At 69.5% G+C, this 15,401-nt stretch carries 14 protein-coding genes; 4 read left to right on the top strand and 10 right to left on the bottom strand.

Annotated features, from left to right (window positions below; all coding sequences use genetic code 11):
• Positions 1–53 precede the first annotated feature (53 nt).
• Positions 54–620, bottom strand: a complete 567-nt coding sequence (efp, locus tag B5V46_RS00355; RefSeq protein ID WP_155773871.1) for an elongation factor P — start codon at positions 618–620, stop codon at positions 54–56.
• 105 nt (positions 621–725) lie between these two features.
• Here efp and epmA point away from each other — a divergent pair, with 105 nt between their 5' ends.
• The 4 genes from epmA to B5V46_RS00335 all read left to right on the top strand — a co-directional run bounded on the left by epmA (position 726) and on the right by B5V46_RS00335 (position 4,156).
• Complete coding sequence (gene epmA, locus B5V46_RS00350) at positions 726–1,763, top strand: EF-P lysine aminoacylase EpmA (protein WP_080614750.1); 1,038 nt, start codon at positions 726–728, stop codon at positions 1,761–1,763.
• Positions 1,764–2,068: 305 nt separating this feature from the next.
• On the top strand, positions 2,069–2,257 hold the full coding sequence (locus B5V46_RS00345) for a hypothetical protein (RefSeq protein ID WP_080614749.1): 189 nt from the start codon (positions 2,069–2,071) through the stop codon (positions 2,255–2,257).
• 267 nt (positions 2,258–2,524) lie between these two features.
• On the top strand, positions 2,525–3,556 hold the full coding sequence (locus B5V46_RS00340; protein ID WP_080614748.1) for a murein transglycosylase A: 1,032 nt from the start codon (positions 2,525–2,527) through the stop codon (positions 3,554–3,556).
• A gap of 3 nt (positions 3,557–3,559) precedes the next feature.
• A complete protein-coding gene (locus B5V46_RS00335) occupies positions 3,560–4,156 on the top strand; it encodes a Smr/MutS family protein (protein WP_080614747.1) in 597 nt (198 codons plus the stop codon).
• 6 nt (positions 4,157–4,162) lie between these two features.
• On the opposite strand, the gene hslU is transcribed toward B5V46_RS00335, so the two are convergent.
• The 9 genes from hslU to tsaE form a co-directional block, all read right to left on the bottom strand.
• Positions 4,163–5,476: an ATP-dependent protease ATPase subunit HslU gene (gene hslU / locus B5V46_RS00330; protein WP_080614746.1), complete on the bottom strand. Its 1,314-nt coding sequence runs from the start codon at positions 5,474–5,476 to the stop codon at positions 4,163–4,165.
• Entirely contained in the window at positions 5,473–5,838 is a 366-nt protein-coding gene (locus B5V46_RS19435) for a hypothetical protein (RefSeq protein ID WP_155773870.1), read from the bottom strand. The genes hslU and B5V46_RS19435 overlap by 4 nt, the downstream gene beginning before the upstream one ends.
• Positions 5,835–6,395 (bottom strand): ATP-dependent protease subunit HslV, encoded by a 561-nt coding sequence (gene hslV / locus B5V46_RS00325; protein ID WP_080614745.1) that lies wholly within the window; start codon positions 6,393–6,395, stop codon positions 5,835–5,837. Before hslV ends, B5V46_RS19435 begins: the two co-directional genes overlap by 4 nt.
• Before the next feature lie 111 nt (positions 6,396–6,506).
• Positions 6,507–6,827 (bottom strand): thioredoxin, encoded by a 321-nt coding sequence (gene trxA, locus B5V46_RS00320; RefSeq protein WP_080614744.1) that lies wholly within the window; start codon positions 6,825–6,827, stop codon positions 6,507–6,509.
• Between the two features lie 60 nt (positions 6,828–6,887).
• Positions 6,888–10,256, bottom strand: coding sequence for a double-strand break repair helicase AddA (gene addA / locus B5V46_RS00315; protein WP_080614743.1), 3,369 nt, complete (start codon positions 10,254–10,256; stop codon positions 6,888–6,890).
• On the bottom strand, positions 10,253–13,192 hold the full coding sequence (gene addB, locus B5V46_RS00310; RefSeq protein ID WP_080614742.1) for a double-strand break repair protein AddB: 2,940 nt from the start codon (positions 13,190–13,192) through the stop codon (positions 10,253–10,255). The genes addA and addB overlap by 4 nt, the downstream gene beginning before the upstream one ends.
• Positions 13,185–13,877 carry a nucleotidyltransferase family protein gene (locus B5V46_RS00305; protein ID WP_080614741.1) on the bottom strand — a complete coding sequence of 231 codons (693 nt, stop codon included), beginning with the start codon at positions 13,875–13,877 and terminating at the stop codon, positions 13,185–13,187. Before B5V46_RS00305 ends, addB begins: the two co-directional genes overlap by 8 nt.
• Positions 13,859–14,869 carry an aminoglycoside phosphotransferase family protein gene (locus B5V46_RS00300; RefSeq protein ID WP_080614740.1) on the bottom strand — a complete coding sequence of 337 codons (1,011 nt, stop codon included), beginning with the start codon at positions 14,867–14,869 and terminating at the stop codon, positions 13,859–13,861. Before B5V46_RS00300 ends, B5V46_RS00305 begins: the two co-directional genes overlap by 19 nt.
• A complete protein-coding gene (gene tsaE, locus B5V46_RS00295) occupies positions 14,862–15,389 on the bottom strand; it encodes a tRNA (adenosine(37)-N6)-threonylcarbamoyltransferase complex ATPase subunit type 1 TsaE (RefSeq protein ID WP_080614739.1) in 528 nt (175 codons plus the stop codon). Before tsaE ends, B5V46_RS00300 begins: the two co-directional genes overlap by 8 nt.
• Between the last annotated feature and the right edge of the window lie 12 nt (positions 15,390–15,401).

The following is a 15,401-nucleotide window of genomic DNA, read 5'->3' as shown; positions in this document are numbered from 1 at the left end:
GGAGATGGACCCCTGCCGGTCAGGCGCGCGGGGCGCCGGGGACCCGCTTCGGCTCAGTCCTTCGAGCGTTCCACATAGGTGTTGTCGGCGGTGTTGATGACGATCCGCGTGCCGACATCGATATGGGGCGGCACCATGACGCGCACGCCGATATTGGTGATCGCGGGCTTGTAGCTCGACGAGGCGGTCTGCCCCTTCACCACCGGCTCGGTCTCGGTCACCTCGACCACCATCTTCTGCGGCAGTTCGATCGAGATCGGGTTGCCCTCGAAGGTCTGCAGGAAGACCCGCATGCCGGGTTCGAGATAGGCGGCGGCATCGCCCACCACGTCGGGCTGGGCCGCGACCTGGTCGAAGCTCTCGGGGTTCATGAAGTGGAACCCTTCGGCATCGTCATAGAGAAAGTCGTATTCGCGCTCGTCGATATTGGCCTTTTCCACCTGTTCGGTGGTCTTCCAGCGCTCGGTGGTCTTCACCCCGTCCGAGATCCGGCGCATGTCGACCGAGGTGGTCGGCGTGCCCTTGCCGGGATGGAAGTTTTCGGCCTTGAGAACGACATAGAGCTGGCCATCCTTTTCGACGACGTTGCCCTTGCGGAGCGAGGAGGCGATGACTTTCACTGGGGGCTTCCTTGTGGAGTGTCGTGGTGCGGTATATCCGCCGGATCGGACAACGCCCCTAGCTGAACTTGGCGCAAAATTCCAGAAGAAAGAAAGGCCGCGCGGATGACCGATACCCCCTGGTGGACCCCCGGGCGCCATGCCGATCGCCGCCCCGCCCTGCTGGCGCGGGGCCGGATTCAGGCCGCGATCCGGGGTTGGTTCGCGGCCCGGGGCTTCGTCGAGGTCGACCCGCCGGCGCTGGTGACAAGCCCCGGGAACGAGACCCATCTGCATGCCTTCGCGACCGAGGCCATCGGCAATGACGGCGCGGCGCGGCGGATGTATCTGCATACCTCGCCCGAATTCGCGATGAAAAAGCTGCTGGCCGCGGGCGAGCCCCGGATCGCGGCCTTTTGCCATGTCTGGCGCAACCGCGAGCTCGGGCCGCGTCACAGCCCGGAATTCACCATGCTCGAATGGTATCGCGCGGGCGAGGACTATGCCGTACTGATGGCGGATACCGCGCGGATGCTGCAACTGGCCTGCGAGGCGGCGGGCACCCGGAAGCTCAGCCATGCCGGGCAGGACTGCGACCCTTTCGCCCCGGTCGAGAGGCTCTCGGTGGCGCAGGCCTTCGAAAGGCATGCCGGGATCGACCTGCTGTCCACGCTTGGGCCCGGAGGCGCTTGTGACCGCGCGGCGCTGGCGGTTCAGGCCGAGGCGGCCGGGATCGGTTTCGCGGCCGATGACGGCTGGTCCGACATCTTCAGCCGGGTGCTGGTCGAACGGGTCGAGCCGCATCTGGGCCGGGGCCGGATCACCGTTCTCGACCGGTATCCGGCCGCTGAAGCCGCGCTGGCAAGGGTATGCGCCGACGATCCGCGCGAAGCCGAACGCTTCGAGGTCTATGCCTGCGGGGTCGAGCTGGCCAACGGTTTCGGAGAGCTCACCGACCCTGCCGAGCAGCGCCGCCGCTTCGAGGCCGAGATGGACGAGAAGGAACGCCTGTATGGCGAGCGCTACCCGCTGGACGAGGAGTTCCTCGCGGCGCTGGCCTTCATGCCGCCGGCCTCGGGCATCGCGCTCGGTTTCGACCGGCTGGCCATGCTGGCCACCGCCGCGCCGCGGATCGAGGATGTGCTTTGGGTGCCGGTTTCCTGAGCGGCCTCCTGAGCCCGGGTTCCGCCTTTGCCCGGACGGCCGGGCATATTTGTTCCGAAAAATGAGACAAAAGCCCGCTTCCCGAAACGTTCTTGCGTTTTCGACGGGGCGCATGTTCAAGTTTTCGTGATTTATTCCGTTTTGAGGGGCGGTCGTGAAGATCGGTTGTCATGGACTGGCACTCTCCGCTGCGCTGGTCCTGTCAGTCTCGGCCTGTGCCAACAGGCCCGATGCGATTGCGCCCGTCGCGATGCCTGCGGGCATGTATGACAGGATGAGCTGCGCCAGGGCGCGCTGGGGACCTCATGAACGTCAATGCCGAGATACAGGAGCTGTCGCGCCGGCAATCGGGCGCGGCAACGGCCGATGCGGTCGGCGTGTTTCTGATACTGGTGCTGATGTCGACGGTTGCGGGCGGCGACAAGTCGGGCAAGCTGGCCGCGGCCAAGGGCAGGAAGCTGGCGCTGGAGGCCCGGCTCGAAGGCTGCGGCTGAGGGCCGAAGGCCTCTGTTTCCAGCGGTTCCGATGCGCGGGTCGGTCTGAAATCGCTCTATCCGCTCTGGGAGTGCCGCGCATTTGGGGCTATCACGGCCCTGCCCCCGACGCGCGCCCGGGGCGTGTCCGCCCCCGGAGGAACTGGCCCCGGGACCGGCCGGAGCGAAGGCGGCGCGACGCCGACCGCGAGGACAGGACCGCCGGTGGAACAGGAAGACGCGAGATCGACCGGTGGCCGTGACGGCACGCCGTCGCGCGCGGGCCGGATGCGCGGCCTTGGCGCGGCGGTCTGTCTTGCTCTGGCCCTGGGCGGTGGTGCCTCGGCTCGGGCCGCGCCATCGGTCGAGCTGCTCGATTTCGACGATCTCAAGGGCTGGAAGACCGACAATCATGCCGAGGCCCTGGCCGCCTTCCGCGAGACCTGCCCAGACCTGCCGGATCCGCCCTGGACCGCGCTTTGCGCCCTGTCCGAGCGGCAGTCGAACGCCCGCAGCTTCTTCGAGCTGTTCTTCCGTCCGGTCTTGATCGGTGGCGAGCGCCCGGCGCTGTTCACAGGCTATTTCGAACCGGTGCTGAAGGCCGCCCGCGCCCCCGATGCCCGGTTCCGCTATCCGATCTACCGCCTGCCGCCCGATCTGCCGCCCGACCGGCCCTGGTTCTCGCGTCGCGAGATCGCCGAGAACGGGCATCTCGACGGGCTGGGGCTTGAAATCGCCTGGCTCGAAGACCCGGTCGACGTGTTCTTCCTTCAGGTCCAGGGCTCGGGGCGGCTGAGCCTGCCCGACGGGACCCTGCTGCGCGTCGGCTATGGCGGCAGGAACGGCCATGATTACCGCTCGATCGGCAAGGAACTGGTGCGGCGCGGAATCTATCAGGCCCATCAGGTTTCGGCCCGGGTGATCCGGTCCTGGGTCCGGCGCCATCCCGAGGCGGGGGCCGAGCTTCTGCTGCACAACCCCTCCTTTGTCTTCTTCCGCGAGCTTGACAGGCTGCCGCCGGGCAAGGGGCCGCTCGGGGCGATGAACCGTCCGGTCACGCCGATGCGCAGCCTCGCGGTCGATCCGTCCCTCGTGCCGCTGGGGGCGCCGGTCTGGATCGAGAAGGGCGGGCGGCATCCGCTGCACCGGCTGATGGTGGCGCAGGATACCGGCTCGGCGATCAAGGGGCCGCAGAGGGCCGATATCTTCTATGGCACCGGGGCCGGGGCCGGGCGGCTTGCGGGCGAGGTGCGCGACCCGGGCCGCATGATCGTGCTGCTGCCGATCGATCTGGCGCTTGCGCTGGTGCCGGGGGGCTGAGCGATGCGCCGCCGCCGCCTCAGCCGCGAGGATCGCGCCCTCTGGGACGAGGTCGCGCGCCGGGTTCGCCCGATGCGCGACGCGCCCCCCGATGCCCTGTCCGAGCCCCCGCCCGAAAAGACCTTGCCCGAAAAGATCCCGCCTGCCCCGGTTCCGGCCGCGCCTCTGTCAGTGCCGCCGCCGCAGAAACCCTTCCGGCTGGGCGCGAAGGCGCCCGCCACCGCCGCGCCGACCCCGTCCGGTGCGCCCGCGATCCGGATGGACCGCAAGGCCTTCCTGCGGATGAAGGGCGGCAAGCTCGATCCCGAGGCGCGGATCGACCTGCATGGCATGACTCTGGCCGAGGCGCATCCGGCGCTTATCGGCTTCATCCTGCGCAGCCAGGCCGAGGCGCGGCGGCTGGTGCTGGTGATCACCGGCAAGGGGCGCGGGGCGGAATGGGACCCGGCCCTTGCCGACCGGCGCGGGGTGCTGCGGCGCCAGGTGCCGCACTGGCTGCATCAGGCCCCCTTGTCGGGCGCGGTGATGCAGGTCACGCCTGCCCATCGCCGCCATGGCGGCGAGGGCGCCTTCTATGTCTATCTCCGGCGGCCCCGCTAGGCGGGATCAGAGGATATAGCGGGTGACATCGGCCGATTTGGTCAGTTCGCCGAGGTTCTTGTCGACGAAACCGGCATCGACCCTGACGGTGTCGCCGGCCCGGTCGGGTGCGGTGAAGCTGAGCTCTTCGAACACCCGCTCCATCACCGTGTAAAGCCGACGCGCGCCGATATTCTCGATGCTCTCATTCACCCCGGCCGCAACCCGGGCCAGCGCCGCGATCCCGTCCTCGGTGAATTCGACCGCGACCTCCTCGGTGCCCATCAGCGCGGTATATTGCCGGGTCAGCGCATTGTCCGTCTCGGTCAGGATGCGGACGAAATCGTCCTCGGTCAGCGCCCTCAGTTCGACCCGGATCGGCAGCCGGCCCTGGAGTTCGGGCAAGAGGTCCGAGGGCTTGGCGATATGGAACGCACCCGAGGCGATGAACAGGATATGGTCGGTCTTCACCGGCCCGTACTTGGTCGAGACCGTCGTGCCCTCGATCAGCGGCAAGAGGTCGCGCTGCACACCCTCGCGGCTGACATCGGCGCCGCGCATGTCGGAGCGGGCACAGACCTTGTCGATCTCGTCGAGGAAGACGATGCCGTTTTCCTGCACCGCCTCGAGCGCGGTCCGGTTTACGGCCTCGTCGTCGAGCAGCTTGTCGGCCTCTTCCGAAATCAGGATCTCGTAGCTGTCGGCCACCGTCATCCGCTTCTTGACCGTGCGCCCGCCGAAGGCCTTGCCGAAGAGATCGCCCAAGGACATCATCCCCTGCTGGCCCTGACCCGGCGCCATGCCCGGAATTTCCATGCCCTGCAGCGGGTTCGAAGTATCGGCGATCTCCAGCTCGATGATGGTGTCGTCCAGCTCGCCCTTCTTCAGCTTGGTGCGGAACATCTCGCGGGTCTGCTCGCGCGCATCCGTTCCGGCGATGGCGGCGATCACCCGGTCCTCGGCGGCCTTGTAGGCGGCGGCCTTCACATCCTCGCGCATCCAGTCGCGGGTCTGGACCAGCGCGGTATCGACGAGATCGCGCACGATCTGTTCCACGTCGCGGCCGACATAGCCGACCTCGGTGAACTTGGTCGCTTCGACCTTGATGAAGGGGGCACGGGCAAGCCTGGCCAGACGGCGCGAGATCTCGGTCTTGCCGACGCCGGTCGGCCCGATCATCAGGATGTTCTTGGGATAGACCTCTTCGCGGATGTCGTCGGCCAGCTGCTTGCGCCGCCAGCGATTGCGCAGGGCCACGGCGACTGCGCGCTTTGCCTCCGCCTGCCCGATGATGAACCGGTCGAGTTCCGAGACGATTTCGCGGGGGGTCAGGTCGGTCATCGTCTTCTCACCTCTGCACTTAGGTCATATTTTTCGTCAGGGCTGGTTTTTTCTTCAAATGATCCAATCGGATGGAGTGTCCAGCCTTCCTTTCCGCCCTTAAGGAGGGAACCACGCGCCCCAAGCTCTACAAGAAGAGTCCTGCATTCCTCCGGGGTAGTCCCAGACACAAGACATAGCATTTCCAAGGTTCGGAAATTCTGTCGGTTAAGGAGTTCGGAGAGTTTCTTCTTGCGTGGTGCTGCCCATTTTCGTTCTCTTTTCCACGTCCTATATTCCTCCAGAACAATCGGCGCCACTACGCCACCGATGAGGCCACCAAGAATGGCAATAAAAAGCTCACTGGTTTGAGCATTCGTCATCGGGTAATGCTCTCCACCGTCAGGTTGCCGTTCGTGTAGACGCAGATATCGGCCGCGATCGCCATGGCCTTGCGGGCGATCTCCTCTGCCGGAAGCTCGGTATTCTCGATCAGACCGCGGGCTGCGGCCAGCGCGTAGTTGCCGCCCGAGCCGATGGCTGCCACGTCATGCTCGGGCGCCAGCACATCGCCTGCGCCGGTGATCACGTAGAGCTCGGCGCCGTCGCTGACGATCAGCATGGCCTCGAGCTTCTGCAGGTATTTGTCGGTGCGCCAGTCCTTGGCCAGTTCGACCGCTGCGCGCTGAAGCTGGCCAGGGGTTGCCTGCAGCTTGGCCTCCAGCCGTTCGAGGAGTGTGAAGGCATCGGCCGTCGATCCGGCGAAACCCGCGACGACGTCATAGCCGCCGGGCGACAGCCTGCGTACCTTGCGGGCGGTGCCCTTGATGACGGTCTGGCCCAGGCTGACCTGTCCGTCGCCGGCGATCACCACCTGTCCGCCGCGGCGGACGCCGATGATGGTGGTCCCGTGCCAGCCGGGAAAGTCGCTTTTCGACATGCCGTTCTCCTGCATTTGCCGGGTCCGATATATGCGCCCTGTGCTGCCTCGCAAGCCGGGCATGAAAAAGGGGCGCCCGGGCGCCCCTTTGTCTCAGCCGGAACGGGCCGGTCAGACGGATTCCTGAATCCAGTTCTGCAGCGCGGCCTTGGGCGCGGCGCCGATCTTGCTGGAAATGACTTGCCCGTCCTTGAACAGGAAGAGCGCCGGAATGCCGCGCACGCCCAGTTGCGCCGGGCTGGTCGGGTTGTCGTCGACATTGACCTTGACGATCTTCACCTTGCCTTCCAGCTCGACCGAGAGCTCTTCCAGGGCCGGGCCGATCTGCTTGCAGGGGCCGCACCATTCGGCCCAGAAATCGACGACGACGGGAATGTCGGACTGGCGCACCTCGGCGTCGAAGGTGTCGTCCGTGACGGCATGGGTGGGCATCTGGGTCACTCCTTGGAACCTGGGATCGAGGCCGGAAAGTAAGGAGAGGGGCCAGCAGCGTCAAGCCAGCCCGGTCCGCACAAGGGCTGCGCGCCCCAGCTCTCGCGGGATCGTCATCAGCCTGCCGGTCCGGGTCCATAGAACGGCTGTCCCGACCTCGCGCCCCGGATAGATCAGCGCCAGTGCCACGGCATAGGCCCCCAGCTGGCGCAGGATGCCCTCGGGCGTGTCCTCGGGCCGGTCCGGCACGATGGCGTTGGTCTTGAAATCGACCGCCGTGACCCGGCCGGGCGCAAGGATCAGCCGGTCGACCGTGCCGCTCAGCCGCCCCTGGCCCAGGGGCGCGGTCAGCGGAACCTCGGCCAGCGTGCCGGGCGCGAAGACCGGCGCCAGATCGGGCCGCGCCATCAGGGCCCCGGCTTCGTCGGCAAGGGCCGGGATCGCGGCCTCGGGCGCGGGCGGGTCGGCCGCGGTCAGAAGGGCGCGGGCCAGCGCCGGGCGGTCGGCCGGATCGGTGCCCGGCAGATGTTCCAGCAGAAGGTGCATCCAGGTGCCCCGGGCGCGGACATCCTCGGCCTCGGCGGGCACCAGCGGATCGCCCGGCAGGGCCTTGGCGCCGCCCAGATCCGAGGGAGACAGCGGCTGCGGCGGCCGGTCGGGGCGCGGGGCCTCGCGGAGCGCCCAGTCGGGCAGCGCGGTCTCGGGCGGGGCCGTCTCGGGCGCGACCGCGATCCGCTCTCCGGGCCAGAGCCCGCGTTCATAGCGTAGCCCCTCGCCGAAACCGAAATCATGCGGCACCGGCCCCAGCGCCTCGGTGCCGCGACGGATGCGGCTGTACCAGTCGCTGCCATCCTTCGCGAGCTTTCCGGCCGCCGCCACGATCAGCCATTGCTCGGCCCGGGTCATCGCGACGTAAAGCAGGCGCGAGCGTTCCTCCTCCTCGCGCTGCACCCGCGCGGCATGTGCGGTCGCCAGCGCCTCTGGCCGCTCGTCCGATCCGGTCTTCCAGGCGGGCAGGCCGTTTTCCAGCGTATAGATCTGGTCGCGGATGGTGATATTGCGCTGCGCCGTATGCGGCAGGATCACCACCGGCGCTTCGAGCCCCTTGGCGCCATGCACCGTCATCACCCGGATCCGCCGTCCCGCTGCATCGAGCTGGCGCTTGATCTCGACCTCGCCACTCGACAGCCAGGCCAGGAACCCGGTCAGCGAGGGCACCTCGGTCGTCTCATAGGCCAGTGCCTGGGTCAGCAGCGCGTCGATCCCGTCCTCGGCCTCCTGCCCGAGCCGCGCCACCAGTCTGCGGCGCCCGTCATGGCGGGTCAGAATGCGTTCGACAAGGTCATAGGGGCGCAGGAAATCGGCCTCGTCCAGCAGCGCCTGCAGCACCGGAACCGTCTCTGTTCCGGCCCGATCCGCGTGTCGAAGCGCCTGCCAGAGATAGCCCTTGCGTGGCGCTGCCAGTCGGAAGAGCGCATCCTCCGACCAGCCGAACAAGGGCGAGCGCAGCGCCGAGGCCAGCGACAGGTCATCCTCGGGCAGCGCCAGGAAGGACAGAAGCGCGGTCAGGTCGCGCACCGCAAGCTCGCCGCCGATCTTCAGCCGGTCGGCGCCCGCCACCTCCAGCCGCTCGGCCTTGCAGGCGCGGATGATCTCGTGAAACAGATCGGTCCGGCTCTGCACCAGGATCAGGATGTCGCCCTCATGGATAGGGCGGCGCCCCCCGCCCTTGACGGCGATGGTCTCGCCCCGGTCGATCATGGCGCGGATTTCCGAGGCCAGCCGACGCGCCAGCCGCACGCTGTGATGCGAGGCGCCCAGCATGTCGACCGGATCGGCCCAATGGCCGAGATCGGCGGCTTCGCTGTCCTCGACCACGGGCCAGATATCGACCCGGCCGGGCAGGTCCGCATGAAAGGCGCGGTGCCGCATCTCGCGGTCGAGCCCGGCGCGGGCGCCTTCGGGGAAGGTCCGGTCGACCGTGCCGAGGATCGCGTCGGAGGAGCGGAACGAATATTCCAGCGTCAGGGTCGTGAGGCCCCGGTCGACATCTTCCAGCCGGTCGCGGAACAGCGCGCGCATCCGGTCGAACCCCTCGGGATCGGCGCCCTGGAAGGAATAGATCGACTGTTTCTTGTCGCCGACGACGAAGATCGTGCGCTCGACCCCGCTGCGCGCGCCCTCGCCCGCCGTGAATTCCTGCGCCAAGAGTTCGATCACCTGCCATTGCACCGGGCTGGTATCCTGCGCCTCGTCGACCAGGATATGATCAAGCCCGCCATCGAGCCGGAACAGCACCCATTGCGCGACGCCCGGATCGGTCAGCAGGTCGCGCGCCTTCAGGATCAGGTCGTCGAAATCGAGCCAGCCCTGCAGCTGCTTGCGCGCGGCATAGGCGGGCAGGAAGGCTTCGGCGAAGCGGTGGAGCGCCAGCGTGCGTTCGGCCGCATCCAGCGCCAGCCGCCGGGGCCGCGCGGTCTCGACCCGGACCATCAGATCTTCGAGCGGCGCCAGATCGGGGCCAAGCGCGGTCCGGACCGCCTTGGTGGGAAAAGACCCTGTCTTGGCCGAAAACGGCTGTTTCGCGCCCGCGCCGGTCAGCAGGATATCCTCCAGCCCGATCAGCAGGGCACGGTCGGCGCCGCCAAGATCCAACGCGGCAAGCTTGGCGGCGGCGGTCTGATCGGTCTTGCCACCCCCAGCCAGCGCGGTCTTCAGCCGGGTCAGCAGGGCCTCTTCACCCCCGGTGAAGACGCCGCGCAGCAGAACCGCCCTGTCGTCACCGGGGGCAAGGCCGAAGCTCTTCCAGATCGCCTCCGCCTCGGCGGTAGCCGGAAACCGGTCGCGATGGCTGGCGATCTCGGCGGTCAGTGCATCGAGCTCGGCATCGGTGTGAAACCGCGCCAGATCGGCAAAGCGCCCGGCCTCGGGGCCGTCGGCCAACGCATCGACCAGCTCGGCCCGCAGGCGGCGGGCGCTGCGGTCGTCCATCTCGACGAATTGCGGCGAGACCCCGGCCTCGAGCGGAAACCGCCTCAGAAGCCCCGCACAGAAGGAATGGATGGTCTGGATCTTCAGCCCGCCCGGCGCCTCGATGGCGCGGGCGAACAGGCGCCGGGCCTCGCGCAGGGTGTCCTCGCCGATGGCGGTCTCGACGCCCAGCTCGTGCAGTGCCTTGCGCAGATCGGCATCGGCCAGCATCGCCCAGCCGCCCAGCCGGTCGAACAGCCGGTTCTGCATCTCGCCCGCGGCGGCCTTGGTATAGGTCAGGCACAGGATCCGCTGCGGCGGCACCCCCGCCAGCAGAAGCCGCGCCACCCGATCGGTCAGAACCCGGGTCTTGCCCGAACCCGCATTGGCGGAGAGCCAGACCGAGCCCGACGGGTCGGCCGCCTGGATCTGCCGTTCGCTCGCCTCGTTCCGGGTCATCCCACATCCTCCGGTTTTGGCGGATCGGTCTCGTCCCATTCGCCAAAGCGCGACAGCAGATCGTAATCGGTGATGTCGCTGCGTTTCTGGACCCGGTTGCGGGCGGTATAGCCCTGTTCGGGACGGGCATAGCGGTCGATCAGCCGCCCAAGCTCGGCCCAGCTGCGCGCGACCAGACCGTCATCCAGGCTGTTGGTCACGGTCTTCGGCGGCTGGCCGAGGCCGATATAGGTGACGTGATCGACGGGCGCGGCCGGGATCTCCTCGAAGCCGCCGCGTTCGGCGATGCAGGCCTCCAGCAGCAGCTGCTTGTCGAAGGCCTCCATCGCCTTCAGGCTGGGCGGCGTGCCGGTCTTGTAATCATAGACGATCAGGCGGCCATCGGGACGGCGGTCGATCCGGTCGGCCTGCGCGGTGAGGGTGAAGCCGCTTTCCAGCCGTGCCGCGCCCGGGTGTTCGCGGGCGATGCAGGCGGCCTCGGCCTGACGTCGCGCCTCGTCGCGCAGGAAGCTTTCGGCCGCGCGTCCGAGCCGCGCCCGCCAGAGCGCGCGGGCGGCGGGCCAGGGCGCGTCGGTCGCAAGAACCTCATCGGCGATGGCCATCAGATCGGCCCGGGCGCGGGCCGGATCGGGGTCGATGGGCCGGTCCAGAAACCGCTCCATCACCTTGTGCAGGACGGTGCCCCGCAGCGGCGCATCGGCGCTGCGCACCAGCGGGTCGAGACGCTTCAGCCGCAGGATATGGCGGGCATAGACGGCATAGGGGTCGCGGATCAGCCGCTCGATCGCCGTTACCGACAGCCGCTCGGGACGCTGCTCGACGGGGGGCCGGGGCGAGGGGCGGTGCGCGGCGGGCAGTGGTGCGGTTGGCCGGTCGAGCGCCTGCGCCATCGCAAGCCAGCCTTTCCCCCGCGCCCGCATCGCGGCCAGCGCCTCGGGGCCGCCAGTGCTGCCCAGCCCCTCCATCAGGTTGGTCAGCCGGTTCAGCCAGCGCGCGGGCACGGTCTGGGCCTCGGCGGTGCGGATCGCGCGCGAGATCACCACCTCGGGGGCGCAGATCGCCTGCTGGAAGTCATGCGCGGCCAGTCCTATCTGACGTTCCGGCAGCAACAGGCCCGCCTCGGCCCGCATCTGCCGGTTCAGCCAGGGATCGGGCGGCGGGGTCTCGGGCCAGATGCCTTCGTTCAGCCCGGCGAGGATCACCAGGTCGGCGCCCTGGACGCGGGCCTCGAGCGTGCCCCAAATCATCACCCCCGGATGCGGTGCGACCGCGCTGCGGACCGAACCGTCGCGCAGGACCGAGTCGAGCAGGGCCGAGAAATCGGCCGGGGTCATCTCGCCGCCCGCATCTGCCTCGGCCTCGAGCAGGTCGAGCGCGGCCCGCGCCTGCAGGCCGGCCTCTTCCAGCCAGAGCGCGCCGCTGCCCTCGGCGTCCGGCCCGGCGGCGAGGGTTTCGGCCAACTGACGGTGCCGCGCGACATGGGCGCAAAGCGGCTCTGTTCCGGCCCGATCCGGTCCCTCCAGAGCCTCGGCTAGCCAGGCGGCCCAGGCCTCGCGGCCATCTTCGTGGCCTTCGGCCCAGCCTGTCAGGGCCGGGCCGTCGGGAAAGGCGGGTCCGTGCCGCCGCAGATGCAGTTCAAGCTCGCGGGTCCAGCGCAGGTGATTGGCGCGCAGGCCTGGGCTCGAGGCGGTCAGCGGGTGCTTGAGCAGCGACAGCAGGGTCTCGACCGTCAGCGCCCGGCCGAACAGCGCCGCGACCTGACGCAGGAACCGGCCCGGCGGCGACAGCGGCAGCGGGGTGCCGGCGCTGTCATCGGGCCGGATGCCCCAGCGGTCGAGCGCGGCGGTGACCTGGCGGGTCAGGGTCCGGTCGGGGCTGACCAGCGCAGCGCTTTGCCCGTCCTCGGCGGCACGGCGCAGCCGCAGCGCGATGGCCAGCGCCTCGGCCCGCGGCGAGGGCGCCTCGATCAGCGTCAGCGCCTCTGTTGCGCGGTCGAGCCCGGTCAGACGGGGCCCGTCCTCCATCCACTGATCGGTGACCGGGGCGGGCCGGAGCGCGAGCGAGATCAGCCGGGTGCGCGGCGGGTTCGGAGGTCCGGCCTCGGCGCGCCATGGCTGCACATCGCCCGGCCCAAGCCCGCTGTCGTTGAGGATACGGCGGAAGCGGTATTGCGGGTGGTCCTCGGCCGCCAGCGCATCGTCGAGCCCGTCCCAGATCGCGGCGGGCATGTCGAAATCATAGCCGGGCAGGACTGCGGCGCCCTGCGGCAGCCGGGCGGCCTCGCGCAGGAACAGCGCTGTTGCCCCGCGCGAGCCGGTGGTGCCCGCGACGATCACCGGATGGCGGGGCGGATCGGCGCGCCAGCGCTCGGTCAGCCGCTCGACCGCGAGGCGCTGCCTGGCGCCGCCGCCGGGACGCCCCGACAGGTCGGGGCCGAGCCAGGTCTCGACCAGCGTCACGAATTGCCGGGCCCGGGCCCAATGCGCCGAGAGGTTACCGACATCGAGATCGTGCAGCACCCGCGGCGGCACGCCCTCGGCCTGCATCTCATCAAGCAGGGCGGCAAGGCTGTCGGCCAGATCGAAGGCCGAGCCGCGCGCGGCCAGATCGGGGGCGCGGTCGAGCAGCGCCCGCACCAGTTGCCCCAGTTCCAGCCGCCGTCTGAGCGGCGAGACCGGTGCCGGAAGATCCGCGAGGATCGGATGGCGCGCAAGGTCGGTCACCAGCCGGATGCGGGGCAGAAGGCGCGGCGGCCCGGCCTGGAACAGATCGACGATCCGGCGCCGCATCCGCTCGGTATTGACCCAGATCTCGACCTCGGCCCAGGCCTCGGGAGGGGCGCCGGACAGTCTCTGTTCCAGCCCGATCAGCAGCTCGCGCGGGAAATCGGCGCCGGGCGGCAGGCCGAACAGGCGGGGCGCCGGTCCTTCAAACATCGCCCTGCCCCGCCAACAGTGCCTCGGCCTCGGCGATACCGTCCGGATGGCCGACATCGCACCAGCCGCCGGGATGCAGGATGCCGTGAAGCCGCCCCCCGGCCAGCATCCGGTCCCAGAGCCGGTTCAGCGAAAAGACCCGTTCGGGGATTTCGGCAAGACCGTCGGTCCTGAGGATCTGGGCGCCCGAATAGACGGCCCCCGGGCCACGCTTCAGGCGGCCCTCCGGGTCGATGAGAAAATCGCCCCGGCCCGAATGGCCGGTCGCCTGCCCGCGCGGGATCAGCAGCAACAGGCCGTCCATCCGGGCCGGGTCCCAGGCCTCGGCAAGCATGCAAAGCGGGTTCGGCCCGGTCCAGACCGCATCGCTGTTCAGCGTGAAGACCGGATCGCCGCCCAGAACGGGCAGCGCATTGCGCAGCCCGCCGCCGGTATCGAGGATGGCGTCGGTTTCATGCAGGACGGTGAGGCCGGGCCGGCCCGCGAGATACGCCGCCAGCTGCCCGGCGCGGTAATGGGCGTTGACAGCGATCTGGCGGATGCCCGCATCCGGGGCCAGCGCCAGCGCATGGTCGATCAGCGGTTTGCCCGCGACCTCGATCAGCGGTTTCGGGCGGTCGTCGGTCAACGGCCGCATCCGGGTGCCGAACCCGGCCCCGAAGATCATCAGCGACGCGGGGCGCATCGGCTTGCGATCCGGTCGAGACACTCGGGCTCGGGCGGCGGCAGCAGGCGCAGCAGCGGCGCGCGCAGTGCGGCCAGCGCGGGATGCGCGAGATCCTTCATGAGGTGGCCCCAGACGCGCGGTATCATCGGCAGATAGCCGGGCTTGCCGTCGCGCAGGCAGAGCCGGGCGAAGACGCCCAGGATGCGCAGGTTGCGCTGGGCCCCGGCCACGGCATAAGCGCGCTCGAAATCCGCGGCATCGGTGCCGGTTGCGGCGACATAGCGCGCGCGCATCCGGGCCTGCAGCGCGGGGGGCACGTCGCGTCGCGCATCCTCCAGCAGCGAGACGAGATCATAGGCCGGGTGCCCGATCCGGGCATCCTGGAAATCGAGCAGCCCGACCCGCGCGACCCCGTCCCGCGCGGGCAGCCAGAGCAGGTTCTCGGCGTGATAGTCGCGCAGGATCAGGACCGAGGGCGGGGCGGCTTCGGCCAGAAGCGTTTCCAACCCGGCCCGGATCCCGGCGATCTCGTCCTCGGGCGCGGTGAGGCCCAGCCCGGAGAGGTACCAGCGGCACGGCAGGCAGCCGAGCTCGGCCATCTCGGCGGGGCTGTAGGGCGCGAGGCCCTCGGGCAGCGGCGCCTGGTGCAGCCGGACCAGAAGGTCGGTCGCGGTGGCGTAAAGCGGTTCTTCGAGCCCGGGCGCGCGGGCGGAAATGCGGACGAAAAGGTCATCGCCCAGATCCTCGAGCAGAAGCAGGCCCGCAGCGCTGTCCTCGGCGAGGATCGCGGGGGCCGAGAGCCCGAGCGCCGAGAGATGGCGGGCGATGGCGACGAAGGGGCGCACATCCTCGCCTTTCGCCGGGTCGGCATCCATCAGGACGGCGGTCGCGCCGGTGTTCTGCGCGAGCCGCTCGTAGCGGCGGTTCGACGCGTCGCCCGCAAGGGCTGCGCGGCGGGCCCCGGCCCAGCCGGCACGGGCGAGGAAATCGGTGATTGCGGTGTCACGCATCGGGGGCGGTCCCGGTCTGAATTTCGGTCTGGAGTTCGGTCAGGATCGGCGACAGGCGGTCGGCCCAGACGGAGCCGGCGGCGGTGAAGCTGGCATGGCGCAGGGTCTCGGTCCCGCCCGGCGCAAGGGCCAGGCGCAGCGCGCCCGGGGGGGCCAGATCGCCCAGCCGGTCGGGCCATTCGATCAGGCAGAGCGCGGTGTCGAAGGCCTCGTCCAGCCCGAGTTCCATCACCTCCTGCGGATGGCCGAGGCGGTAGAGATCGGCATGCCAGATCTCGAATTCCCCGGCCTCGTAGGTCTGGACCAGGGTGAAGGTCGGCGAGGGCACGTCTTCGGGGTCGCGCCCGGCCCTGGCCTGTGCCGCCTGGATCAGCGCCCGGGCGAAGGCGGTCTTGCCCGCCCCGATCGGGCCGTCGAGCAGCAGCGTATCGCCGGGCCCGAGCCGGTCTGCGAGCCGGTCTGCGAGCGCGCGGGTCATGGCCTCGGAGGCCAGCGTGAGGGTGAGGCGGGTGGCGGACATGGGGCCCGTTGT

Source organism: Rhodovulum sp. MB263 (assembly GCF_002073975.1).
GTDB lineage: Bacteria > Pseudomonadota > Alphaproteobacteria > Rhodobacterales > Rhodobacteraceae > Rhodovulum.
This window is presented reverse-complemented; position numbering and strand designations above follow the sequence as displayed.